Here is a 23,844-nt window from a genome sequence, read left to right as displayed (position 1 = left end):
ATACGGCGCTTTTCCCTGCCAATTTCGCCCGAATTGCGACGTTCGGCACGCGCGGCCCGCGGGAATGTCACCGTTGGCCCAGCATAGGCGATTCGGGGCCGCCGCCGCCGCCTTCAAAGGCACATCCGGGCTTGCGCGCAAAAATGCCGCACGGTTTCGTCCGCTCCTTTCTTGCGGAGGGAAAAAGAGTATGGTTTGAACCACCTTGAGACTGTCGGGATTCCCGTCCCGGCATTGTTCGTTATTCTCGCGGGTACAGCCGCGAGAAACTGGGAGACGATGAGGGCGATGAGAAATTTCATGGCGAGCGCCAAGTTTCTAGCAAGTGCCAAGTTTCTAAGTGCTTGTGCCGCTATCATTTTTTTCGCCGGCACATCCGCCCATGCCGACCAGCCCAAGGACTGGGAGACAACCTTCCAGGCGCCGGCGACCGACATGATGCGGCAGATCGAGTGGTTCGGAAACTACACGATGTGGTTCATCGTCCCGATCACCATCCTGGTGTTGCTCCTTCTCGCCTATTGCATCGTCAGATTCCGCGCGAGCGCCAATCCGGTTCCGTCCAAGACCAGCCACAACACGCTGATCGAGGTGATCTGGACTGTCGGTCCGGTCGTCGTCCTGCTTTGCCTCGCAATTCCCTCGTTCCAACTGCTGACCGCGCAATACACGCCGCCGGAAGAAGCAAAGCTGACCGTCAAGGCGACCGGCAACCAGTGGAACTGGGACTACGAATACCAGACCGAGAACACGCTCTCCTTCAACTCCGCGATCCTCCAGGACACCGACCGCGCCGCTGCCGGCAAGGAGGACCGGAAGGTCTATCCGCGTCTGCTGGCCGTCGACAACGAGCTGGTGGTGCCGGTCAACACCATGACCCGCGTGCTTGTCACCGCGACCGACGTGATACACTCCTTTGCCATGCCGTCGTTCGGCATCAAGATCGACGCCATTCCGGGTCGCACCAACGAGACCTGGTTCAAGGCGGAGAAGGAAGGCCTCTATTACGGCCAGTGCTCGCAGCTCTGCGGCAAGGACCATGCCTTCATGCCGATCGCCATCCGTGTCGTCTCCGATGCGCAGTTCAAGACTTGGCTCGCGGCAGCCAAGACCGATCTGCCCGGGGCCAACAAGACGCTGATGGCCGCGGTCGACGGCCAGAACAAGGTAGCGGCCGCCGGCAACTGATGCCGCGGGTTAGCAAGATTTAGGGAACGGAGCGGAACATGGCAGACGCTGCAGCTCACGACGGGCACGACCACAAGCCTTATCACGGTTGGGTGCGCTGGGTTTATTCGACCAACCACAAGGATATCGGCACGCTCTACCTGATCTTCGCGATCATGGCCGGCATCATCGGCGGTGCCTTGTCGGTCGCCATCCGGATGGAGCTGCAGGAGCCTGGCATCCAGATCTTCAGCGGTCTGGCGCAGATGGTCTACGGCATGAACGGTGACGCAGCAATCGACGGCGGCAAGAGCATGTACAATGCCTTCGCCACCGCGCACGCCCTGATCATGATCTTCTTCATGGTCATGCCGGCTCTGATCGGCGGTTTTGCCAACTGGATGGTCCCGATCATGATCGGTGCGCCCGACATGGCGTTCCCGCGCATGAACAACATCTCCTTCTGGCTGCTGCCGCCGGCCTTCATCCTGCTGCTCACCTCGATGTTCGTGCCGAGCGCGCCGGGCGCCTTTGGCGCCGGTGGCGGCTGGACGCTTTATCCGCCGCTGTCGACCTCGGGCCAGCCCGGACCGGCGATGGACCTGGCGATCCTGTCGATTCACATCGCCGGTGCGTCGTCGATCCTTGGCGCCATCAACTTCATCACCACCATCTTCAACATGCGCGCGCCCGGCATGACGCTGCACAAGATGCCGCTGTTTGCCTGGTCGGTGCTGGTCACCGCCTTCCTGCTGCTGCTGTCGTTGCCGGTTCTGGCCGGCGGCATCACCATGCTGCTCACCGACCGCAATTTTGGCACCACCTTCTTTGCGCCTGACGGTGGCGGCGATCCGATTCTGTTCCAGCACCTTTTCTGGTTCTTCGGTCACCCGGAAGTGTACATCCTGATCCTGCCGGGCTTCGGCATCATCAGCCACGTCATCTCGACCTTTTCGAAGAAGCCGGTGTTCGGTTATCTCGGCATGGCCTACGCCATGGTGGCGATCGGCGCAGTCGGCTTCATCGTCTGGGCGCACCACATGTACACGACCGGTCTGTCGCTCGACACGCAGCGCTATTTCGTCTTCGCCACGATGGTCATCGCGGTGCCGACAGGCGTGAAGATCTTCTCCTGGATCGCGACGATGTGGGGTGGGTCGATCTCGTTCAAGACGCCGATGCTGTGGGCGCTGGGCTTCATCTTCCTGTTCACCATCGGTGGCGTCACCGGCGTCCAGCTGGCCAATGCCGGCCTCGACCGTTCGCTGCATGACACCTATTTCGTCATCGCCCACTTCCACTATGTGCTGTCGCTGGGCGCGGTGTTCGCGATCTTCGCCGGCTGGTACTACTGGTTCCCGAAGATGACCGGCTACATGTACTCGCCCGTTATCGCCAACACCCACTTCTGGGTCACCTTCGTCGGCGTGAACCTGGTCTTCTTCCCGCAGCACTTCCTCGGCCTCGCCGGAATGCCGCGCCGCACCATCGACTATCCGGACGCGTTTGCCGGCTGGAACTATGTGTCGTCCATTGGCTCCTATATCTCGTCCGTCGGCGTCCTGATCTTCCTCTATTGCGTGTTCGAAGCCTTCCAGAAGAAGCGGGTTGCCGGTGCCAACCCATGGGGCGAGGGCGCAACGACTCTCGAATGGCAGCTGCCTTCGCCGCCGCCGTTCCACCAGTGGGAACAGCTGCCGAAGATCAAGTAGGCGGCTGCCCTCTCGAATACGAAACCGCCGGTCCGCCGGCGGTTTCGGCCAACGGAATGATGGACTTAAAGTACGCATGGCCCTTGTCGACGACCCATTGATTGACGAAGCGGGCTTTCGCATGTCGGAAGCGACGGCGGGCGATTTCTTCGCCCTGTTGAAGCCGCGCGTCATGTCGCTGGTGGTGTTCACCGCCTTTGTCGGTCTCGTCGCCGCACCGGTGACCATCAACCCGCTGCTGGCGGTGATCGCCATCCTGGCTATTGCAATAGGTGCTGGCGCCTCCGGCGCGCTTAACATGTGGTATGACGCCGACATCGATGCGGTGATGACCAGGACCGCCAGCCGTCCGGTCCCGGCCGGTCGCATCCAGCCGCACGAGGCGCTGAGCTTCGGGCTGGTGCTGTCTGTGCTGTCGGTGATGACGCTCGGCGTGCTGGTCAACTGGCTGTCGGCGACGCTGCTGGCCTTCACCATTTTCTTCTATGCCGTCGTCTACACGATGTGGCTGAAGCGCTGGACGCCGCAGAACATCGTAATCGGCGGTGCTGCAGGCGCCATTCCGCCAGTCATTGGCTGGGCCGCGGTGACCGGAACGGTCAGCCTCGAAAGCCTGATCCTGTTCCTGATCATCTTCCTGTGGACGCCGCCGCATTTCTGGGCGCTGGCGCTGTTCAAGTCCGAGGACTATGCCAAGGCCGGCATCCCGATGATGCCGAATGTCGCCGGGCAGGCTTCGACCCGCCGTCAGATCTTCGCCTACGCGCTGGTCCTGGCCCCGGTCGGCGTGTTGCCATGGCTGCTTGGTTACACCACCCCGATCTATGGCGTGGCCGCCGCGCTGCTCGGGGTCGGTTTTGTCTGGTATGCGTGGAAAGTACTTGGCATGGCCGATGACGACCGCGTCATGAAGCCGGCCAAGGCCTTGTTCGCCTATTCGCTTCTCTATCTCTTTGCAATTTTCGCCGCCTATCTTGCCGACAGCGTCGTCGAGCGCGCGCTTGCCATGGGCGGAGCATGACCATGATCGAAGAAAAGCTCGAGCTGGTCACGCTGACCGAGCGTCAGAGGAAGGCCCAGCGTAGCCGTTCCATCGCCATCGGCGTGGCGCTGGCGTTGCTGGTCGTCATTTTCTATATCGCGACGATCGTGAAGTTCGGCCACAATTTGGGCGCGATGTGATGAGCGCCGAGATGTCCAAAAAAACGACGGGAAAGACCAGCAACGTCATCGTCGCGGCGGTCTGCCTTGCCTTCTTCACCGGCATGATCGGCATGGCCTACGCTGCGGTGCCGCTTTACAAGATGTTCTGTCAGGCGACAGGCTATGGCGGCACGACGCAGCGTGCCGAGAAGCAGTATGCCGGCCGTGTGCTCGACCGTGAGATCACCGTCCGCTTCGATGCCAACATCGCCGGCGTGCCTTGGGACTTCCAGCCGGTCCAGCGCTCGATGACCATGAAGATCGGCGAGACGGTGCAGGCGCACTACAAGGCCACCAACAAGTTCGATCGCCCCGTGACCGGCCGCGCCACCTTCAACGTGCAGCCGGAACTGGCAGGCCCCTACTTCAACAAGGTCGAGTGTTTCTGCTTCACCGACACGTCGCTGAAGCCCGACGAGACGCTGGACATGCCGGTCCTGTTCTATGTGGATCCCGATATCGTCAACGTCCCGGAACTGAAGGACGTGAAGACGATCACCCTGTCCTACACGATGTTCCCGGTCGAGAAGACCAAGCCGGTCGCCTCCTCGGAGCCGGCCAAGGGCAATAGCAAGACAATTTCGAATACCGAAGCAAATCTCGGGGGTTGATATGGCAGACGCGCACGCAAAACCACAGCATGACTATCACCTCGTCGACCCGAGCCCGTGGCCTTTCCTAGGCTCGGTGGGCGCGCTCGTCATGGCGTTTGGCGGCGTCTGCCTCATGGAGTACCTGAAGGGCGGTTCCTTTCCGATCTTCGGCTTCAATATCGCCAATCCGTGGCTGTTCTTCATCGGCCTGGTGATCGTGCTCTACACGATGTTCGCCTGGTGGTCGGATACGATCAAGGAAGCGCATGAGGGCCATCACACGCGGGTCGTGTCGCTGCATCTGCGCTACGGCATGATCATGTTCATCGCTTCGGAGGTGATGTTCTTCGTTGCTTGGTTCTGGGCCTATTTCGACGCCAGCCTGTTTCCGAGCGAAGTCCAGCAATACGCCCGTACCGCGTTTACCGGTGGTGTCTGGCCGCCGAAGGGCATGGAAGTTCTCGATCCTTTCCATTTGCCGCTCTACAACACCGTCATCCTGCTCCTGTCGGGCACCACGGTCACCTGGGCGCACCATTCGCTCATCCATGGCGATCGCAAGGGCCTGATCAACGGCTTGGTGCTGACCGTCGGCCTCGGCATGCTGTTCACCATGGTGCAGGCTTACGAGTACATGCACGCTCCGTTCGGCTTCAAGGATTCCATCTACGGCGCCACCTTCTTCATGGCGACCGGCTTCCACGGCTTCCATGTCATCATCGGCACGATCTTCCTGGCTGTCTGCCTTATCAGGGCGATGAAGGGTGATTTCACCCCCAAGCAGCATTTCGGCTTCGAGGCGGCCGCCTGGTATTGGCATTTCGTCGATGTGGTCTGGCTGTTCCTGTTCGCATCGATCTACGTCTGGGGATCGGTCGGCGCGGTGATCGAAGGCCACTGATCCGTCCTTTGGGATTTGATCTGGGGAGGGCGGCCGCGGCAACGTGGCCGCCTTCTTCTTTTCGGCGCAATGATCGCCGATCCGTAGCCGATGCGGCTGACAATTCCCTGTGCCATTTGCACATTCGTCATCGCGGCATTCCCGGCCTTGCCGCGGAAAGGATCGATCTGGTGGGGCTGGCTGCTTCAATTGGTCGACTGGACCGATGGCTGCATTGCGGTTACGGACTCCGACATGGACGAAATCTGGGCAATGGTTGCCGATGGCACACCGATCGAGATCGAGCGGTAAAAAATGAGCGACGACGCTTCCATGAGTGAAGATAGGGCGATCTGGCCGCCGATCGACCCGATTTCGGCCGGCTTACACGGCCGTTGTCCGCGGTGCGGCGAAGGGCGGCTGTTTGCCGGGTTCCTCACTGTTGGCAAGCGCTGCGCCAATTGTGGCCTCGACTATTCCTACGCCGATGCCGGCGACGGGCCGGCGGTCTTTGTCATCCTGATCATAGGCTTCCTCATTGTCGGCCTGGCGCTCTGGGTTGAAGTCACGCTGAGCCCGCCGCTCTGGCTGCATCTGCTTGTCTGGATCCCGCTGGCTGTCGTGCTGTGCCTGACGGCGCTCCGGCTGATCAAGGGCGTGCTGCTTACCCTGCAATACCGCAACAGGGCGGCCGAGGGCCGGCTGGATCGCGGGGAATGAGCGAGGCATCCGTCAAGGCCGGCGGCCGTTCGCGACCACGGATGGCATTGCTTTTCAGCCTTGGCCTTGTGCTGTTCCTGATCCTGCTGGCGCTCGGCACCTGGCAGGTCCAGCGCCTGTACTGGAAGGAAGGTCTTCTCGAGACCATCGACCAGCGCACCCACTCGGTGCCACGGCCGCTGGCCGAGGTTGAGAGAGAATTCACCGCCACCGGCGACGTCGACTACACGCCAGTCACCGTCACCGGCACTTTCCTGCATCAAGGCGAACGGCATTTCTACGCAACCTGGGACGGCGACGCGGGCTTCAATGTCTACACGCCGCTTGCCCTGGACGATGGTCGCTTCGTCCTGATCGATCGCGGCTTCGTGCCCTACGATCTGAAGGATGCCGCCAAGCGCGCCAAGGGACAGGTGACGGGCAAGGTGACGGTCACGGGACTTGCCCGCAATCCGCTGCCGGCAAAGCCATCGATGATGCTTCCCGACAACGACGTGGCGAAGAACATCTTCTACTGGAAGGACCGCGACGTGATGGCGGCGAGCGCCGGGCTGCCGGCTGGTGCCGCGCTGGTGCCGATCTTCATCGACGCCGACAAGACGCCCAATCCAGGCGGATTGCCGGTTGGCGGCGTCACCATCATCGACCTGCCGAACAGCCATCTGCAATATGCGATGACCTGGTATGGGCTTGCCGCGGCGCTCGCCGCCGTGCTCATCCTGCGGCTTCGCCGTCCCGCGAAAGAGGAATGAACGCGACCGATGCCCTTGACAGGGCAGGGGTGCGCAGCTCATTTCGGCTTTGATCAACCGGCCCGGATTCATGCTTCAGACAACCATCAAGCCTCCCTTGACGATCCGGCTCTGCCAGCCGCGCGGTTTTTGCGCTGGTGTCGACCGTGCCATCCAGATCGTGGTGCTGGCGCTGAAGAAATATGGCGCGCCGGTCTATGTCCGCCATGAGATCGTGCACAACCGCTACGTGGTCGAGGGGCTGCAAAGCCTTGGCGCTGTCTTCATCGAGGAACTCTCCGAAATCCCGGCGGAACATCGCCAGAGCCCGGTCGTGTTCTCGGCGCATGGCGTGCCGAAGTCGGTGCCTGCGGATGCCCAGGCGCGCAATCTCTTCTATCTGGATGCCACCTGCCCGCTGGTGTCGAAGGTCCACAAACAGGCGATGCGCCATCAGCGGCTCGGCCGCCATGTGCTCTTGATCGGGCACGCCGGTCATCCCGAGGTGATCGGCACCATGGGCCAGTTGCCGGACGGGGCGGTGACGCTGATCGAGACCGAAGCTGACGCCGCCAGGCTTGTGCCCGCCGATCCGCAGGAGCTCGGCTTCGTTACCCAGACCACTTTGTCGGTCGAGGACACCGCCGGCATCATCCGCGCGTTGCAGGATCGCTTTCCAGCCCTGCAGGCGCCGGCGGCGGAGTCGATCTGCTACGCCACCACCAACCGTCAGGAGGCGGTCAAGGAGACCGCCGCCGGCGCCGATCTCTACCTGATCGTCGGCGCGCCCAATTCTTCCAATTCACGGCGCCTTGTCGAAGTGGCGGAACGTGCCGGCGCCTCAATGTCGCTTCTCGTGCAGCGTGCCGCCGAGATTCCGTGGAATGACATCGGCAACATCACGACGCTCGGCCTGTCGGCCGGCGCGTCAGCGCCCGAAATCATCGTCGACGAGATCATCGACGCGTTCCGGCAGCGCTTCGATGTCACGATCGACCTAGCCATCACGGCCACGGAAACGGAGGATTTTCCGGTCATGCGGGTACTGCGCGATGTCGAACTGACGCGGGCCGACATGGCCTTCGTCAATGGAGCCGCGTAGGGCACATGGCGGTCTACACCGACGTTGCGGAAGGCGAACTCGGCGCATTCCTGAAGCACTATCCGGTCGGCGATCTGCTGTCCTACAAGGGCATCGCCGAAGGCACCGAGAACTCGAACTTCCTGCTGCACACCTCCAGCGGCTCCTACATCCTGACGCTCTATGAAAAGCGGGTCGAGAAGGCGGATCTGCCGTTTTTCCTCGGCCTGATGGGCCATCTCGCCAACAAAGGCGTGTCCTGTCCGCTGCCGGTGACCGCGCATGACGGCAGCGTCATCGGCACGCTCGCCGGCCGGCCGGCGGTGATCATCACCTTCCTCGAAGGGCTTTCGCTGCGGCGGCCGACAGCAACGCATTGCGGCGAGGTCGGCAAGGCGTTGGCACAGTTGCATCTGGCCGGCGCCGATTTTTCGATGACGCGCCCAAATGCGCTGGCCATCGACGGCTGGCGCAAGCTCTGGAACGCGGCGCGCGACCGCGCCGACGAGGTCGAGCCGGGCCTGGCGGCCGAGGTCGATGCCGACTTCGCCGACTTCGAGCGGAACTGGCCGAAAGACCTGCCGCAAGGCATCATCCATGCCGATCTTTTCCCGGACAATGTCTTCTTCCTCGGTGAAAAGCTCTCCGGCCTGATCGACTTCTATTTCGCCTGCGACGACCTCTATGCCTACGATGTCGCCACCTGCCTCAACGCCTGGTGCTTCGAGAAGGATTTTTCCTTCAACCTCACCAAGGGCAAGGCGTTGCTTGCCGGCTATCAGAGCGTGCGTCCCCTGAGCGACCAGGAGAAGGCGGCGCTGCCGATGCTGGCGCGCGGTTCGGCGCTGCGCTTCATGCTGACCCGGCTGTACGACTGGCTGACCGTTCCCGATGGCGGGCTGGTGATGAAACGCGATCCGACCGAGTATATCCGCAGGATGCGGTTCCACCGGGCGATCAGATCTCCTTCGGAATATGGATTGGCCTGATATGGGGTATCATGAGCAAACAGGTTGAGATCTTCACCGACGGCGCCTGTTCGGGCAACCCCGGCCCCGGCGGCTGGGGCGCGATCCTGCGCTTCAACGGCACCACCAAGGAGCTTTCCGGCGGCGAGGCCGAGACGACCAACAACCGCATGGAACTTCTCGCCGCCATCTCGGCGCTGAATGCGCTGAAGGAACCTTGCACGGTCGAGCTTCACACCGACAGCAAATATGTCATGGACGGCATTTCCAAGTGGATCCACGGCTGGAAGAAGAACGGCTGGAAGACCGCCGACAAGAAACCAGTCAAGAACGGTGAACTCTGGCAGGCGCTCGACGAAGCCAACAGGCGCCACAAGGTCATCTGGAACTGGGTCAAGGGCCATGCCGGCCATACCGAGAACGAGCGCGCCGACGAACTCGCGCGCGAAGGCATGGCGCCGTTCAAGAAAGGCCCGTTCAAGCCTGCTGCTGCACCAAAGCCGGCTGGGCAGGCAAAACAGCCGGCAATCGCCAAGGTGCGGCGCTCGACCCAGAGCTATTGATTCCGGTAGCCGGGCGGCTCTCAGGCAGGGGATTACTATCGTGCCGATCCTCTACTACGTCACGCATCCCCAGGTTCAGGTCGATGCCAGCGTTCCCGTTCCGGAATGGGGGCTATCCGACATCGGACGCGCGAGAGCGTTTGCAATGCTCGATCAGCCCTGGGTCGGGTCGATCCGGCGTATCGTGTCGTCTGCTGAACGCAAGGCGATGGAAGCCGCCGAGATCCTCGCAGCGCATCTGCGTCTTGCCATCGAGGTGAGGGAACGGATGCACGAGAACGACCGATCGGCAACGGGTTTCCTGCCGCCGCCGGAGTTCGAAGCGGTTGCGGGCCAATTCTTTGCCAATCCACACGAAAGCATTCGCGGATGGGAAAGAGCCATCGATGCGCAGCATCGTATCGTGAGCGAGGTCGACACCGTGCTCCGTACCAATGATGCCGACGACATTGCCTTCGTGGGGCACGGAGGGGTGGGAACGCTGCTGTTGCTGTCTCTCAGGGGCCGCGAGATCAGCCACGAAGCGGATCAGCCAGCCGGCGGCGGCAACTATTTCGCCTACGACATTGGCGCAGGCAGAGTCGTCCACGGATGGCGGCCGATCGACGGGCCAGCACAGCCGTAACGCTCAGCGTATCAGCAGCGCCGTGCCGTATAGCCCGATCGCGAACACCGTGTGCGATACCAGGTTGAGGGCACGGATCTGCATCGGGTTGGGGCGCTTCGAGGCGGCCCAGCCGGCGCCCATGCCGGGCGCCAGCAGGAACCAGCCGGCGCAGACGGTGACGATGCCGAGGATGAAGGCCGGCAGGAATCTCGGCGCGGCAAGCCAGCCCGCTCCGGCCAGCACCACCAGGATGATGCCGTAGACGATACCGACAAAATAATGAAAGGCCCAACCCAACGCCTTTTCATGCGTGTAAGGCGCTGCATCGCCGATATCATCGTGAAAGACCTTGTCGCGCAGGTGCCAGACCCAACGCCCGACCGGCCCCCAGTTCGGCCGGGGCTGGCCAAACGCCTTGTGCAGGAACATGGCCCAGAGATCCATCAGCACGGTGGCGCCGATGCCGATCGCGATGGCGCGCCAGAAGATGTCAAACATCGCTAGGGTTCCCCCAAGGCAAGCCCTGGACTGCAAGCGCGATCGCCGTTGCGGTCCTCCGCCCGACGCCGCGCTGAAGTTCAGAGCTGTCCCAGAATATGAGCCGCGCCGGACTCGTCGACACCGGGCTTGGTCTCGACATTGAGCGCGGTGACCTTGCCGTCGTCGATGACCATCGAAAACCGCTTCGAACGCAGCCCCATGCCGCTGGCGGAAAGGTCATTGTCGAGACCCACCGCCTTGGCGAAATCGCCACTGCCGTCGGCGAGGAACAGGATCTTGCCCTCACCGCCGGTGAAGTGCGCCCAGGCGCCCATGACGTGGACGTCATTGACCGAAACGACGGCGATGGTGTCGACGCCGCGCGCCAGGATGGCGTCATGATTCTCGAGATAGCCGGGCAAATGGTTGTTGCTGCAGGTCGGCGTGAAGGCGCCGGGAACCCCAAACAGCACGACCTTCTTTCCAGAGAAGATCTCGGCCCCGGTGATCGGCTTGACGCCATCGGCGGTCATCGTCTTGAAGGTCACGTCAGGCAGCTTGTCGCCAACGGAAATGGTCATGAATTCCTCGCTTGGGAAAATGGGGAAGGACGTGTCTTTGCGTAGCGAAGTCAACGGCTTCCTGCAACCGTTCGGATGGGCTGGATCAAGGGAAAGGCAGAATCCCTTCGACCGCGCCAGCCGAACTCGTCAGCGTATAGTGAAGCCCGCCATCCGTCGGCGTCGTCGAAGGGCGATCGAGGATCGGCACGGTGAAAATCAGCTTGCCGTCCTTTTCGCTGCGAGAAGGGGTGCCGAACATGTAGTCCCGCTCGCCGGCAACGAAGAAATCCGCCGCCTGCGGATCGCCGGGAAAGCTCGCCTCGACGATCAGCGTCTCATGGTCGCCCGGCAGGACATTGATGCCGAAATCGGATCTCGCCGGCGCCGGCAGTGCCGTGAAACTCGCCTTCACCAGCGCCGCGTCCTCGGCATTGTCCGGATCGGAGGCGGGGTCGACGGTCAGCCGCGTCTGCACCGGAATGCAGATCGTTTCGCAGATGCCGAGAAAGATGTCAGCATCGATAACCGCCGGCTGGTTCGGCGTCCCCAGCGTGAATGTCACCGGCAGCGAAACCGGATAGTTGTAGCCTGCCCATTTGCCGTAGCCGTCGTCATGGCGCTGCGGGGCAGGGAACGCCAGAGCGGCGTCGGTTATGTTGGTGCTGGCTGAAATGTCGAGCTGCGGCGGCACGCCAGCGTCGCCCGGATCGCGCCAGTAGGTCTTCCAGCCGGGCTTGAGCGCTATGTCGAGGACGCCCTGGATGCGGCCGGCCTCGTCGGCTTTGCCTGATGTCACCAGCCGGACCTTGCCGCCTTCGCTGTTGTACCACGCCGATGAGGAGGCGGCGGCGGGAAGAGCGGTTGCCGATCCGATTGCGGCGCCGAGCAGCAGGATTTTCAAGCTTTGCATGGTGGTGATTTGATCGTCCGTTCGTGGCCGCGCAATGATTTCATGGCCTTGCCGGTATCATATTTGCGTGACCTCGAGGGAGAAGAATGCTCGAGCCGGCGGCATGGGCTTTGGTCGAATCCCACACGGCGCATCTTTTCGGCGCTTTGGAAACGCGTTACGCTCCCTCTCATGGACTTGTTGCGCCACAAGAAGACAGCCACGAGCCGTGGCTTTCTCGACGATCAGTTCCTGATTGCCATGCCCGGCATGAAGGACGACCGTTTCACGCGCTCGGTCATCTATGTCTGCGCGCACTCAGATGAAGGCGCCATGGGCCTGATCATCAACCAGACGCAGCAGATGCTGTTTCCGGACCTGCTCGTGCAACTGGGCATCATGAACGAACAGGAGGCGATCCGCTTGCCGGCGCAGGCGCGCGATTTCGTCGTGCGCAATGGCGGGCCTGTGGATCGCAGCCGGGGCTTTGTCCTGCATTCGGGCGACTACCGGGTGGAATCGTCGCTGACCGTTTCGGACGACATCTGCCTGACCGCGACCGTCGACATCTTGCGCGCCATATCGTCTGGCCGCGGGCCGCGTCACGCGCTGATGGCGCTCGGCTATTCCGGCTGGGGCGCCGGCCAATTGGAGACCGAGATCGCCGAGAATGGCTGGCTGACCTGTCCGGCCAATGCCGAGCTCCTGTTCGACACCGACATCGAGCGCAAATATGACCGGATTCTCGCCTCGATCGGCATCGATCTAGCCCATCTCAGCCTCGCCGCCGGACACGCCTGAGCCTCTCAGGCTTGCGTTAGCGGATACTGCTCCTTCAGCGTCTTCAGCACCTGGTCGCCCGGCATCGGCGCGCCGAACATGAAGCTTTGGACATATTCGCAGCCCATCTGGCGCAGTTCCAGCGCGTCGCTTTCGTCAGAAATCCCCTCGGCGACGACAGACAGGCCAAGCTCATGCGCCATGTTGACCATCGATTTGAGCAGCACCGCGCGCTTGGGCGTGTTGTCGTCAACGAAGCTCTTGTCGATCTTGATGGTGTCGAAGGGGAAACGCGTCAGATAGGCCAACGACGAATAGCCGGTGCCGAAATCGTCCAGCGACAGGCCGATACCGAGCTGCTTCAGCTTGGTGAGCACATGGGCGGTCTGCTCGGGATTGTCCATGACAAGCGATTCGGTGAGTTCGAGCCGGAAGCAGCGCGGCTTCAGATTGGCCCGAGCAATTACCGAGCGGACGTCGCTGACCAGATCGCGGCGGATGAGCTGGCGGCTGGACAAATTGACCGAGACCGACAGCGGCGCGTCGCCGATCTGTTTTTGCCAGCTGGCGAGGTCTTCCGCCGCCTGCTGCATGGCAAACAGGCCGAGCTGCACGATCAGCCCGCAGCTTTCGGCGACCGGGATGAAATCCGCCGGCGGGATCATGCCCCGGCGCGGATGGTCCCAGCGCAGCAGCGCCTCGAAGCCGGCGACGCTGCCGTCCTCGAGCCGCACGATCGGTTGGTAGGCAAGGGTGAACTCGCGCCGCTCGATGGCGCGACGCAGGTCGGATTCGAACTGCAGCCTGTCGGTACCCACGGTGCGGAAAGCCGGACGGAACGGCTCGATCCTGTCGCCGCCGAAGCGCTTGGCCTGATGCATGGCAAGCTCGGCATCCTTGACCATGTCCTCGGCCGACATCTGCGGCGAATTCCAGGTGATCAACCCGATCGACGCGGTCAGCACGATCTCGCGCTTGGCGAAGGTGATCGGGTTGTTGATGGCATGCTTGATGGCGTCCGCCACGGCGGCGATGCGAGCCGGGTCCTGTTCGGAAAGCAGCATCAGCGCGAACTGATCGCCGGCAAAGCGCGACAGCGAATCCTTCGGCTTGAGCAATCTATGCAGCCGTCGCGCGATGGTCAACAGAATGGTGTCGCCGGCCGAGATGCCGAGCCCGTCATTGACCTGCTTGAAACGGTCGATGTCGATGACGAAGACGGTCGGGCGCACCTTCTCTTCGGTGCGCGCGATCGAGATGATCGCTTCCAGCCGGTTCATCAAAAGTTCGCGGTTCGGCAGGCCGGTCAGATTGTCATGCACGGCATCGTGCAGCAGCCGCTCTTCGGACTTCTTCTGCTCGGTCACGTCGACCATGGTGCCGACGCAGCGGATGACCTCGCCGTCCGATCCGATCACCGGGCGCGCGCGCAGGGAGAACCAGTGATAGTGGCCGTCGGCACCGCGTAGGCGGAAATTCTGCGACACCCGGCCGCGCCGGTGTTCCAGCACGACGTCGAGCGTCGTGCGGAACGTGTCGCGGTCGTCGGCATGCAGCACCGGCAGCCAGTTGCGCGCGGCGCCGCCGAGGCTGTTGGGTGCCAGCCCGAGCTGGATGCTGACATCGGGCTTGGTGACGACGCGGTCGCGCAGCACGTCCCAGTCCCACACCGTGTCACCAGATCCAGCCACCGCCAGCGCCTGCCGCTCGAGGTCGGAGAACAGACCCTGATGCAGGGCGCCGCCGGCAAAGGCATGCTGCATGACGGTGAAGCCGATCAACAGGATGATCAGGATCAACCCGCCGCCCAAGGCCGGCTGGGCGATGTCGTTGTCGAGCATGCCGGTGATCGCCATCCACGAACCGCATAGCCACAACAGCACCATGACCCAACTGGGCACCAGCATGATGGCGCGGTCGTAGCCGCGTATGCCGAGGAAGATAATCAGGCCGAGCCCGGTCAGCGCGGTGGCGGCGAAGGATAGTCTGGCGATGCCGGCGGCGACCGCCGGATCGACGATGGCGACGCCGGCGATCAGCACCAGTCCGAGGATCCAGACCAGCGCGCCGTAGCTGAAATGGCCGTGCCATCGGTTGAGATTGAGATAGGCGAACAGGAACACCACGAAGGTTCCCGCCAGCGCCACTTCCGTTCCGGCTCGCCACATCTGCTCGTTGCCGGGCGAGATCTCGATAATCTTGTTGAGGAAGCCGAAATCGACGCAGATATAGGCAAGCACCGCCCAGGCGAGTGCCGCGGTCGCCGGGAACATCGAGGTTCCTTTGACCACGAAAAGGATGGTCAGGAACAGCGCCAGCAGGCCGGCGATGCCGATGACGATACCGCGAAACAGCGTGTAGGAATTGACCGAGTCCTTGTAGGATTCCGGATCCCACAGATAGACCTGCGGCAGCTTCGGCGAGGCCAGTTCGGCGATGAAGGTGATCACCGTGCCGGGGTTCAGCGTCACCCGGAACACGTCGGCGTCGGGGCTGGTCTGGCGGTCGAGCGCGAAGCCCTCGCTGGGCGTGATGGCGGCGATGCGTGTCGAGCCGAGATCCGGCCAGAAGATGCCGGAATTCACCAGTCGGAAATGCGGTGCGACGATCAGCCTGTCGAGCTGCTGGTCGGTGGTGTTTGCGAGCGCGAACACCGCCCAGTCGCCGGTCGAACGCGCGTCATTGGCCTCGACCTCGATGCGCCGCACGATGCCGTCCGGCCCCGGCGCGGTCGACACCTGGAAATTCTCACCCTGGTTCCGGTAGATCTCGACGGCGCCTGAAAGGTCGAGCGCGACGTCGTCACGGGCAATCTTGATCGGTTCGACGGCGAAGGCCGACGATGCCGCGCACAGCGTCAGGATTGTCGCGAGCACAAAGGCGAACAGCGGCCCGTTTCGCAGGAAATTCGTCAAAAATCAGTCCTTCGTTCCAACGCCCGGCGGATCGTCCGCGATCCGGGCGTAGAGGTAGTGGTCCTGCCATATGCCATTGATCCTGAGATAGGATCGCAGAAGTCCTTCGCGCCGGAATCCGGCTTTTTCAAGCACGCGGATCGACCGGATATTGTCGGGAATACAGGCCGCTTCGATCCGGTGCAACCTCAGCGTATCGAAGGCGAAGCGGGCCACCACCTTGACCGCGTCGGTCATCAGGCCGCGGCCGCCAAAGCGCTCGCCGATCCAGTAGCCGACATGGCCGCTTTGCGAGACCCCGTGGCGTATGTTGCCGAGCGTGATGCCGCCCGCCAGCTTGCCGCTGCTCATCTCGAAGATGAAGAAGGCGATAGCCGTCCCTTGTGCATAGTCTTCGCGGTACCGGCTGATGCGCAGCCGCCATGCGGTGCGGTCGAGTTCATCCGGCGTCCAGCGCGGCTCCCAGGGTTCGAGGAAGGCCCGGCTTTCGCCGCGCACCGTCGCCCACTCGCGGTAGTCGTTCGTGAATGGCACGCGCAGCGTGACGCGGTCGCCCTTCAGTGCCGGCAGGTCACGGCGAAAGAAAGGGAGCGCGAACACGACGCTTTGAGGGGCTTAGACGGCGAGCTTGCGGGCCGTGGTCTGCGTGCCTGCGAGCGATTCGAGGATCGCTTCGTATGGCGCTAGCGTACCCACAGGCCCGACAGCGGTAAGCGTCGGCTTGGTCGAGAACAATCGCGACGACAGATCGGTCAGCCGCTCGATCGTCAGCGCCGACAGCCGTTCCATCAGTTCCTCCTTGGCGATCGGCCGGCCGAACAGAAGCAGTTGCCGTGCGATCTGCGAAGCCCGGCTGGCCGGGCTTTCGGCGGACATGATCAGCCCGGCGCGATACTGGGCGCGCGCGCGGTCGAGTTCTTCCTGCAGGATCTTCTCGCCGGCCTTCTGCAGTTCGTCGATGATGACCGGCACCAGTTCGGCGATGTCGCTCTGGCCGGTGGCGGCATGGACGCCGAAGACGCCGGTGTCGGAAAAGCCCCAATGGAAGGCATAGACCGAATAGCACAGGCCGCGCTTCTCGCGGACCTCCTGGAACAGACGCGACGACATGCCGCCGCCGAGGATCATCGACAGCACCTGCGAGGCATAGAAATCGCGCACATGATAGGCGCGGCCTTCGAACCCTAGGACGATCTGCGCGTCCATCAGGTCGCGGTCTTCGCGGAAGTCGCCGCCGACATATTGCGCGTATTGCGGAATGGTGCTGTCGGCCTTGCTGCGGAAGCCGCCGAGCTGCTTTTCGACCTCGCGCACGAAATTGTCGTGCTTGATGTCCCCGGCGGCGACGATCACCATGCGCTCGGCACCATATTGCCGCTCGATGAAATCGTGCAACTGCTTGGAGGTGAAGGATTTGACCGTTTCGGGCGTGCCGAGAATGGAGCGGCCAATGGTCTGATGGCGATAGGCGGTTTCCGTGAAGCGGTCAAAAACGATGTCGTCGGGCGTGTCGTGCGCGGCGCCGATCTCCTGCAGGATCACATGCTGTTCGCGTTCAAGCTCCTGAGGGTCGAATTCGGATTCCTGCAGGATGTCGGCAAGAATGTCGACGGCCAGGGGCACATCGTCGGAAAGCACCCTGGCATAGTAGGAGGTGGTCTCGACGCTGGTGGCGGCGTTTATCTCGCCGCCGACGTCCTCGATCTCCGAGGCGATTTCGAAGGCGCTTCGCCTTTTCGTGCCCTTGAACGCCATGTGCTCGAGCAGATGGGCCATGCCATGCTCGTCGTCGCGTTCATTGCGGGCACCCGACTTGACCCAGGCACCAAGGGCAACCGATTCGATGCTTTGAAGGGTTTCGGTGGCGACTGTCAGGCCGTTCGACAGACGGCTTACCTCAACACCCATATGGCTAGTACTCCCTAACGCGCCGCCCGCGCGCGGCGGCCGACGTAATCTTCCACCATTTTCAGGTCGGATGGAAGTACCGTGTATTTTTCCTCCGCTGTCATCAACCCACCTAGCCATGCGGGCAGTGCCGGCGACACCCCGCTGGCGGCTTCGACGGCGGCCGGGAATTTTGCCGGGTGGGCGGTGCCCAGCACCACCATCGGCACCGGGCCTGCCGCCGTGCCTGCCGCGACATGTACGGCCGCCGCAGTGTGGGGATCGAGCAGATAGTTGCTGGCCGCGAGCGTCGAGCGGATGGTGGCAGCGACCTCGTCCATATCAGCCCGGCCGGCGTCGAATTCGGACCGCATGCTGGCGATTTGCTGGGTTTCGATGGTGAAAGCGCCGGATTGCTTCAGGCTGTCCATGTAGCGTCGCACGGTCGCGGCGTCACGGCCTGAGGCCTCGAACAGCAAGCGTTCGAAATTGGACGATACCTGGATGTCCATCGACGGCGACGTGGTCGCAAAGACGCCTTTGGTGCGGTATTCGCCGGTTGCGAAGGTCCGCGCCAGGATGTCGTTGTCATTGGTGGCGATGACCAGCCGTTCGATCGGCAGGCCCATCTTCTTGGCGGCATAGCCGGCGAAGATATCGCCGAAATTGCCGGTCGGCACGGTAAAGGAGACCGGCCTGTCCGGCGCACCGAGCGACAGCGCCGAGGAGAAATAATAGACGATCTGGGCCATGATACGGGCCCAGTTGATCGAATTCACGCCCGAAAGCGCCACCCGGTCGCGAAAGCCGTGATCGTTGAACATGTCCTTGAGCAGGCCCTGGCAATCGTCGAAATTGCCTTCGATCGCCAGCGCATGGACGTTTTCAGCCGTCGATGTTGTCATCTGCCGCTGCTGCACCGGCGAGACGCGGCCGTGCGGGAAAAGGATGAAGATGTCGGTGCGGCTACGCCCGGCAAAGGCATCGATTGCCGCCCCGCCGGTATCGCCAGAGGTGGCGCCGACGATGGTGGCGTGCTGATCGCGTTCGCTAAGCACATGGTCCATCAGCCGGGCGAGAAGCTGCATCGCCACGTCCTTGAAGGCGAGTGTCGGCCCGTGGAAGAGTTCCAGGATGAAGGTGTTGGGGCCGGTCTGCACCAGCGGGCAGACGGCCTCGTGGCGGAAGGTGGCATAGGCTTCGCGCACCAGCCGTTCGAAGACGGGCGCCGGGATTTCGCCGCCAAGGAACGGCGCCAGCACGCGGATGGCAAGATCGGGATAGGCAAGGCCGCGCATGGCGCGGATCTCGGCTGCGGAAAACTGCGGCCACTCGCGCGGCACATAGAGCCCACCGTCGCGCGCCAGCCCAGCCAGCACGGCGTCGGAAAATCCAAGAACGGGGGCTTCCCCGCGGGTACTCACATATTGCATGTCACAAATCCGTTACTGCTTGGCTTTTCCGTCCACCGCAAGGTGGTTAATTTCTGCGCTGGCTCAGTCGCATTTTTGCCGCGCGGTTGATATACGTCACCAGCTTTGCGAGAGGGAAGTGCAGTTTCATGGCGTTTCGTACATTCAGTGGTCGCTTTTTGGCGGGTCTTGCGCTCACCGGCTTTATGCTTGCCGCCGCCGGCTGCCAATCGGGCGACAATGGCATCCTGAACCTCGGCATCGGCAAGAAGGATCCAACCGCGCCACCGCCGCCTCAGGATCCCAAGATACTGGCCAGCCAGTTGCAGGCCTACTGCCCAAGGGTGACGGTGCGCGACGGCACGGCATTCTTCAACACCTATGCCAAGGACGCCCAGAAGCCCAAGCCTAAGGTCAAGAGGACCGGCGACGCCGCGCTGGATGCCGCGGCCCAGGCTGAGGCTGACGCCGCCGCTGGAACTCCGCCCGACGAGTCGGCGAACATCATCTACCAGGCATCGGTCAGCGACGTGACGCGCGACTGCAGCCGTGCCAACGGCCAGTTGACGATGAAGATCGCGGTCGCCGGCAAGATCGTGCCGGGACCGAAATTTTCTCCGGGCACCATCACCATGCCGATCCGCACCGCCGTGATGCACGGCACCGAAGTCCTCTACTCTCAGCTTCACCAGTATCAGGTTCAGGTTACCGATCCTTCGGCTGCCACGCAGTTTGTGTTCACCGATTCCAATGTTGTCGTGCCTGAGCCGACGGCGCAGGACTATCAGGCCTTTGCCGGCTATGATGAAAACGCGCCGAAGGTGACGACGGACAAGCCGAAGAAGCACCGCAAGAAAGCTGCCGCGACGAACTAGATCGCGGCGTCGCGGCGCACGCTTCTCAGGCGTCCGACCACTCCGACAGCGCAGCGATCACGCTTTTCAGCTCCGCCCAGCGGCGGATCACCGTCTCGGCGCCGGCTTCGGTCAGCGCGTCGGCATGGCCGGGATAGCTGTGGGCGGCGCCGGTGAAGCCGATCACCCGCATGCCGGCCGCCCTGGCGCCGTGGACGCCGTGCACGGAATCCTCGATGACGAAAGTGTTCGCCGGGTTGGCGATGAGTGTCTCCGCCGCGAACAGGAACACGTCGGGCGCCGGCTTGGTCTTCTTGCTTGGTATTTCCAGTGCCGAAAAAATTCGGCCGGCGAAAAACGGCTGCAGATGCACCTTCTCCAGCATGAATTCGATCCGCTCCGAGCGAGAATTGGAGCAGACGCAACGCGGCGCCGTTACCGCGGCGACCGCCTCGCGCACGCCATCGATGGCGCGGACGTCGCTGCGCAGTTTGCGGTCGACCAGGTCCTCGGCACGGTCGATCAGCGAGGCCTGGAACGGAATCCTGGACTTCTCCTCGACCCGCATCATGATGTCCTTGAAGGTCAGTCCGGCATAGGTCTCGGAAATCTCATCAGCCGATATTTCGTACCCGGCCAGGGTCAGCAGTTCCGCCTCGACACGGGCGGCGATGATTTCGGAATCGACGAGCACGCCGTCGCAATCGAAGATGACAAGGTCTGGCTGGGGCATGGTGATCCGGACAATGGGGGTGAAGGGCCTCGGAAGGCTCAGGCGGCGCGGCATACACCAACAGGGCGACCTTCGCAAATTTGGCAGTCTTCACCGAATATTTACGCTGATCGGTAACCATAACAGAGAGTAAAACAGTAACGCGTGCCTTGGGTGTCAGAATGTCTGCCGTGCGTCTTCTCGACGAGCTATCCCACGCTCCCCAGCAATCCGAATGGCTGGATACGATCCTCAAGGGCGACTGCGTCGCCGCACTCGACCGGCTGCCCGAAAAGTCGATCGACGTCATTTTCGCCGATCCGCCCTACAATCTGCAGCTCGACGGCGACCTGCACCGGCCCGACCAGTCGAAGGTCGACGCCGTCGACGACGACTGGGACCAGTTCGAGAGTTTCGAGGCCTACGACGCCTTCACCCGCGCCTGGCTGCTGGCGGCGCGCCGGGTGCTGAAGCCCAACGGCACCATCTGGGTCATCGGCTCCTATCACAACATCTTCCGGGTCGGCGCCAAGATGCAGGATCTCGGCTTCTGGATCCTCAACGACGTCGTCTGGCGCAAGACCAACCCGATGCCGAATTTCCGCGGGCGCCGCTTCCAGAATGCGCATGAGACGATGATCTGGGCTACGCGCGACCAGAAGGGCAAGGGCTATACCTTCAACTACGAAGCGATGAAGGCGTCCAATGACGACATCCAGATGCGCTCCGACTGGCTGTTTCCGATCTGCACCGGCGGCGAGCGCCTGAAGAACGACAATGGCGACAAGCTGCACCCGACGCAGAAGCCGGAAGCACTGCTTGCCCGCATCATGATGGCCTCGACCAAGCCGGGCGACATCGTGCTCGATCCCTTCTTCGGCTCCGGCACCACCGGCGCGGTGGCCAAGCGTCTTGGCCGCCATTTCGTCGGCATCGAACGCGAGCAGGCCTATATCGACGCCGCCAACGAGCGCATCGACGCGGTGCGGCCGCTGGATGGTGCGGACCTCACCGTGCTGACCGGCAAGCGCGCCGAGCCGCGCGTTGCCTTCGTCAGCCTGATCGACACCGGGCTGATGCTGCCGGGTGCGACGCTCTATGACGCCAAGAAGCGCTGGGCGGCCAAGGTGCGTGCCGACGGTACGGTGGCGATCGGCGACAGCGCCGGCTCGATCCACAAGATCGGCGCCGAAGTGCAGGGTCTGGATGCCTGCAACGGCTGGACCTTCTGGCATTATGAGCGCAGCGGCGGCCTAACCCCGATCGACGAGCTTCGCCGCATTGCACGGCTAGGCATGGAGCGGGCAGGGGCCTGAGCCCCTGCCAATTGCTTCGAATTCCGTTGATTCAAAGGCTCAACGGATCGCGCGAAGCGATTCAAATCACGCCTTGATTCCGAGACGCTCAAGGTCTGCTTGAAGCGTCTTCGCATCGGTGAACAGCACCGATTGCCAGCCTGCCGCCTTGGCGCCATCGACATTCTTCTGGCTGTCGTCGATGAACAGCGTCGCGGCCGGTTCGAGGCCGAAGGCAGCGACGTGATGATCGTAAATGCCGCGATCCGGCTTGATCAGGCCGATCTCGCCAGAGATGGTGACGCCGCGCGGGCGTTCGAGAAAATCGAAGCGCTCGCGGGCCTCGGCCAGCGTGTCGCTGGCAAAATTGGTCAGCATGGTTACGTCGTGGCCGCTCTCGATCAGGCCGACCATGATGGCGACGCTGTCTTCATAAGCATGCGGCACCATCTCGTGCCAGTGGCGGCGGAAACTACGGATGTTTTCCGCGTGATCGGGATGGTCCGCGATCAGCAGCGCCTCGGCCTCTTCCCAAGTCCGGCCGCGATCCTGCTCGATGTTCCAGTCATGCGTGCAGACATTGTCGAAGAACCACTTTCTCTCTTCGGCATCCGGAATGAGGCGGCTGAACGGAATGTTGGGATCGTAGTGGATCAGCACTCTGCCGATGTCGAAAACGATGTGGCGTATTTCAGTCATGGGGCCTCTTTGCACTGTGTGGCGACGGCTTTTTCGTCGCGCCCGGTATCGCCGCTTCGATTGCCTTTTTCATGACAGTCGGCAGCGCTTCCCCGGAAATCTCGTGGGCTGGCGACCAAAAATGCCCCGCCAGCGCATCACCTTTGATGTGGGCGTGAAAGACTTCGAGCTCGAGAGCGAAATGCGTGAATACATGCGCAATGCGGCCTGCATGCCGCCAGTCGGCGGGAAAGGGCGCGGACGCTTCCGTGGTCGCCCCATCGATCCGCGCTGTCCAGCCTGTCGTCGGCACCTCGGTCATGCCGCCAAGCAAGCCCTTCTCCGCCCGTTTGCGCAGAAGGATGGCGCCGTCGTTTCGCACGGCGACGAAGGCAGCACCCCGCCGCAGCGGCTTGTCGGCCTTGGGCAGGCGCACCGGGAAGTGCTCGGGATCGCCTGAAAGGACGGCGCTGCAGTCTTCACGCAGCGGGCACAACATGCAGCGCGGCCGCCGCGGGGTGCAGATCGTGGCGCCGAGATCCATCATCGCCTGGGCGAAGTCACCCGGCCTTGTCCCGGGCACCATGCATTCGACATGGGCGCGTATCTCGGCTTTGGCTTCACTCAGCGGCGTTGTGATCGAAAACAACCGGGAGATGACGCGTTCGACATTGCCGTCGACAACGGCGGCCGGGCGGTCGAAGGCGATCGCCGTGATCGCGGCCGACGTATAGGCGCCGATGCCGGGCAATTCTCTCAAAGCCGCCTCCGTGTCGGGAAACTGGCCACCACGCTGAGCGACGAGATCGGCACAGGCCTTGAGATTGCGGGCGCGAGAGTAGTAGCCGAGCCCGGCCCAGGCCTTCATTACATCCTCGGTCGGGGCCGCGGCCAGTGCCTCGACATCGGGCCATTTCTCGATGAAAACCCGGAAATAGGCCTTCACCGCCTCGACGGTGGTCTGCTGCAGCATGACCTCGGACAGCCAGATGCGGTAGGGATCAGTCCGTGCGCCGCGCGCATGCTCACGCGGTGTGATGCGCCACGGCAACTCACGGTGATGCACATCGTACCAGCCGAGCAGGCGGGATGCGATATCTCTGGATGCAGCTCTGCTGCTATCCCTGGATACAGCCATGCTGTTATCCTCGGAT

The 23,844-nt window shown here is 62.6% G+C and carries 25 protein-coding genes and 1 pseudogene; 16 read left to right on the top strand and 10 right to left on the bottom strand.

Annotated features, from left to right (window positions below; genetic code table 11):
- Window positions 1-171 precede the first annotated feature (171 nt).
- From coxB to ASD12_RS01295, 13 genes and pseudogenes are all read left to right on the top strand, one after another.
- Window positions 172-1,188 carry a cytochrome c oxidase subunit II gene (gene coxB / locus ASD12_RS01355; protein WP_056581042.1) on the top strand — a complete coding sequence of 339 codons (1,017 nt, stop codon included), beginning with the start codon at window positions 172-174 and terminating at the stop codon, window positions 1,186-1,188.
- Window positions 1,189-1,226: 38 nt separating this feature from the next.
- Window positions 1,227-2,879 carry a cytochrome c oxidase subunit I gene (gene ctaD, locus ASD12_RS01350; RefSeq protein WP_056581039.1) on the top strand — a complete coding sequence of 551 codons (1,653 nt, stop codon included), beginning with the start codon at window positions 1,227-1,229 and terminating at the stop codon, window positions 2,877-2,879.
- 76 nt (window positions 2,880-2,955) lie between these two features.
- Window positions 2,956-3,900, top strand: a complete 945-nt coding sequence (locus tag ASD12_RS01345) for a heme o synthase (protein ID WP_056581036.1) — start codon at window positions 2,956-2,958, stop codon at window positions 3,898-3,900.
- A gap of 2 nt (window positions 3,901-3,902) precedes the next feature.
- Window positions 3,903-4,061 carry a hypothetical protein gene (locus tag ASD12_RS01340; protein ID WP_082525185.1) on the top strand — a complete coding sequence of 53 codons (159 nt, stop codon included), beginning with the start codon at window positions 3,903-3,905 and terminating at the stop codon, window positions 4,059-4,061.
- Window positions 4,061-4,693 (top strand): cytochrome c oxidase assembly protein, encoded by a 633-nt coding sequence (locus tag ASD12_RS01335; RefSeq protein ID WP_056581030.1) that lies wholly within the window; start codon window positions 4,061-4,063, stop codon window positions 4,691-4,693. The genes ASD12_RS01340 and ASD12_RS01335 overlap by 1 nt, the downstream gene beginning before the upstream one ends.
- Window position 4,694: 1 nt before the next feature.
- Entirely contained in the window at window positions 4,695-5,576 is an 882-nt protein-coding gene (locus ASD12_RS01330) for a cytochrome c oxidase subunit 3 (RefSeq protein WP_056581027.1), read from the top strand.
- 168 nt (window positions 5,577-5,744) lie between these two features.
- A pseudogene (locus tag ASD12_RS32620) lies at window positions 5,745-5,867 on the top strand (L,D-transpeptidase family protein); the annotation flags it as partial.
- A gap of 21 nt (window positions 5,868-5,888) precedes the next feature.
- Window positions 5,889-6,275, top strand: a complete 387-nt coding sequence (locus ASD12_RS01320) for a DUF983 domain-containing protein (RefSeq protein WP_056581909.1) — start codon at window positions 5,889-5,891, stop codon at window positions 6,273-6,275.
- A complete protein-coding gene (locus ASD12_RS01315) occupies window positions 6,272-7,027 on the top strand; it encodes an SURF1 family protein (RefSeq protein ID WP_056581021.1) in 756 nt (251 codons plus the stop codon). The genes ASD12_RS01320 and ASD12_RS01315 overlap by 4 nt, the downstream gene beginning before the upstream one ends.
- 70 nt (window positions 7,028-7,097) lie before the next feature.
- Window positions 7,098-8,108, top strand: coding sequence for a 4-hydroxy-3-methylbut-2-enyl diphosphate reductase (gene ispH, locus ASD12_RS01310; RefSeq protein ID WP_056581908.1), 1,011 nt, complete (start codon window positions 7,098-7,100; stop codon window positions 8,106-8,108).
- Between the two features lie 5 nt (window positions 8,109-8,113).
- Window positions 8,114-9,076 (top strand): homoserine kinase, encoded by a 963-nt coding sequence (locus tag ASD12_RS01305; protein WP_056581018.1) that lies wholly within the window; start codon window positions 8,114-8,116, stop codon window positions 9,074-9,076.
- 11 nt (window positions 9,077-9,087) lie between these two features.
- Window positions 9,088-9,618, top strand: coding sequence for a ribonuclease HI (rnhA, locus tag ASD12_RS01300; protein ID WP_056581015.1), 531 nt, complete (start codon window positions 9,088-9,090; stop codon window positions 9,616-9,618).
- Between the two features lie 40 nt (window positions 9,619-9,658).
- Window positions 9,659-10,243, top strand: a complete 585-nt coding sequence (locus ASD12_RS01295; protein ID WP_056581012.1) for a histidine phosphatase family protein — start codon at window positions 9,659-9,661, stop codon at window positions 10,241-10,243.
- Between the two features lie 3 nt (window positions 10,244-10,246).
- Here ASD12_RS01295 and ASD12_RS01290 read toward each other — a convergent pair whose 3' ends face one another.
- The 3 genes from ASD12_RS01290 to ASD12_RS01280 all read right to left on the bottom strand — a co-directional run bounded on the left by ASD12_RS01290 (window position 10,247) and on the right by ASD12_RS01280 (window position 12,178).
- The gene (locus ASD12_RS01290; protein WP_056581009.1) at window positions 10,247-10,723 is read right to left on the bottom strand and encodes a DUF2938 domain-containing protein; all 477 of its coding nucleotides are present in this window, start codon (window positions 10,721-10,723) and stop codon (window positions 10,247-10,249) included.
- 80 nt (window positions 10,724-10,803) lie between these two features.
- Complete coding sequence (locus ASD12_RS01285; RefSeq protein ID WP_056581006.1) at window positions 10,804-11,286, bottom strand: peroxiredoxin; 483 nt, start codon at window positions 11,284-11,286, stop codon at window positions 10,804-10,806.
- Window positions 11,287-11,371: 85 nt separating this feature from the next.
- Window positions 11,372-12,178 carry a protein-disulfide reductase DsbD domain-containing protein gene (locus ASD12_RS01280; RefSeq protein ID WP_056581003.1) on the bottom strand — a complete coding sequence of 269 codons (807 nt, stop codon included), beginning with the start codon at window positions 12,176-12,178 and terminating at the stop codon, window positions 11,372-11,374.
- A 171-nt stretch (window positions 12,179-12,349) separates the two neighbouring features.
- On the opposite strand from ASD12_RS01280, the gene ASD12_RS01275 reads away from it, so the two are divergent.
- A complete protein-coding gene (locus tag ASD12_RS01275; protein ID WP_056580999.1) occupies window positions 12,350-12,958 on the top strand; it encodes a YqgE/AlgH family protein in 609 nt (202 codons plus the stop codon).
- A 5-nt stretch (window positions 12,959-12,963) separates the two neighbouring features.
- On the opposite strand, the gene ASD12_RS01270 is transcribed toward ASD12_RS01275, so the two are convergent.
- Genes ASD12_RS01270 through thrC form a run of 4 tightly spaced genes read right to left on the bottom strand, consistent with a single transcriptional unit; the run spans window position 12,964 to window position 19,172 of the window.
- Complete coding sequence (locus ASD12_RS01270) at window positions 12,964-15,852, bottom strand: EAL domain-containing protein (protein ID WP_056580996.1); 2,889 nt, start codon at window positions 15,850-15,852, stop codon at window positions 12,964-12,966.
- A gap of 3 nt (window positions 15,853-15,855) precedes the next feature.
- Window positions 15,856-16,452: a GNAT family protein gene (locus ASD12_RS01265; RefSeq protein ID WP_056580993.1), complete on the bottom strand. Its 597-nt coding sequence runs from the start codon at window positions 16,450-16,452 to the stop codon at window positions 15,856-15,858.
- Window positions 16,453-16,467: 15 nt separating this feature from the next.
- Window positions 16,468-17,760: a pitrilysin family protein gene (locus ASD12_RS01260; protein ID WP_056580991.1), complete on the bottom strand. Its 1,293-nt coding sequence runs from the start codon at window positions 17,758-17,760 to the stop codon at window positions 16,468-16,470.
- A 14-nt stretch (window positions 17,761-17,774) separates the two neighbouring features.
- Window positions 17,775-19,172 carry a threonine synthase gene (gene thrC, locus ASD12_RS01255; RefSeq protein ID WP_056580988.1) on the bottom strand — a complete coding sequence of 466 codons (1,398 nt, stop codon included), beginning with the start codon at window positions 19,170-19,172 and terminating at the stop codon, window positions 17,775-17,777.
- A 128-nt stretch (window positions 19,173-19,300) separates the two neighbouring features.
- Between thrC and ASD12_RS01250 the strand changes: the two genes are divergently transcribed.
- Window positions 19,301-20,026 carry a hypothetical protein gene (locus tag ASD12_RS01250; RefSeq protein WP_056580983.1) on the top strand — a complete coding sequence of 242 codons (726 nt, stop codon included), beginning with the start codon at window positions 19,301-19,303 and terminating at the stop codon, window positions 20,024-20,026.
- Window positions 20,027-20,051: 25 nt separating this feature from the next.
- On the opposite strand, the gene ASD12_RS01245 is transcribed toward ASD12_RS01250, so the two are convergent.
- The gene (locus ASD12_RS01245) at window positions 20,052-20,738 is read right to left on the bottom strand and encodes an HAD family hydrolase (protein ID WP_056581907.1); all 687 of its coding nucleotides are present in this window, start codon (window positions 20,736-20,738) and stop codon (window positions 20,052-20,054) included.
- A gap of 161 nt (window positions 20,739-20,899) precedes the next feature.
- Here ASD12_RS01245 and ASD12_RS01240 point away from each other — a divergent pair, with 161 nt between their 5' ends.
- Window positions 20,900-22,033 carry a site-specific DNA-methyltransferase gene (locus ASD12_RS01240; RefSeq protein ID WP_056580980.1) on the top strand — a complete coding sequence of 378 codons (1,134 nt, stop codon included), beginning with the start codon at window positions 20,900-20,902 and terminating at the stop codon, window positions 22,031-22,033.
- A gap of 66 nt (window positions 22,034-22,099) precedes the next feature.
- Here the strand turns inward: ASD12_RS01240 and ASD12_RS01235 are convergent, their stop codons facing one another.
- Together ASD12_RS01235 and mutY are read right to left on the bottom strand one after the other, a co-directional pair.
- A complete protein-coding gene (locus ASD12_RS01235) occupies window positions 22,100-22,711 on the bottom strand; it encodes an HAD family phosphatase (RefSeq protein WP_056580978.1) in 612 nt (203 codons plus the stop codon).
- The gene (gene mutY / locus ASD12_RS01230; RefSeq protein WP_244482708.1) at window positions 22,704-23,828 is read right to left on the bottom strand and encodes an A/G-specific adenine glycosylase; all 1,125 of its coding nucleotides are present in this window, start codon (window positions 23,826-23,828) and stop codon (window positions 22,704-22,706) included. Before mutY ends, ASD12_RS01235 begins: the two co-directional genes overlap by 8 nt.
- Between the last annotated feature and the right edge of the window lie 16 nt (window positions 23,829-23,844).

The organism is Mesorhizobium sp. Root102 (assembly GCF_001425625.1).
Taxonomy (GTDB): Bacteria; Pseudomonadota; Alphaproteobacteria; order Rhizobiales; family Rhizobiaceae; genus Mesorhizobium.
The sequence above is the reverse complement of the archived record's forward strand: the minus strand, read 5'-3'. Positions and strand labels throughout refer to the sequence as shown.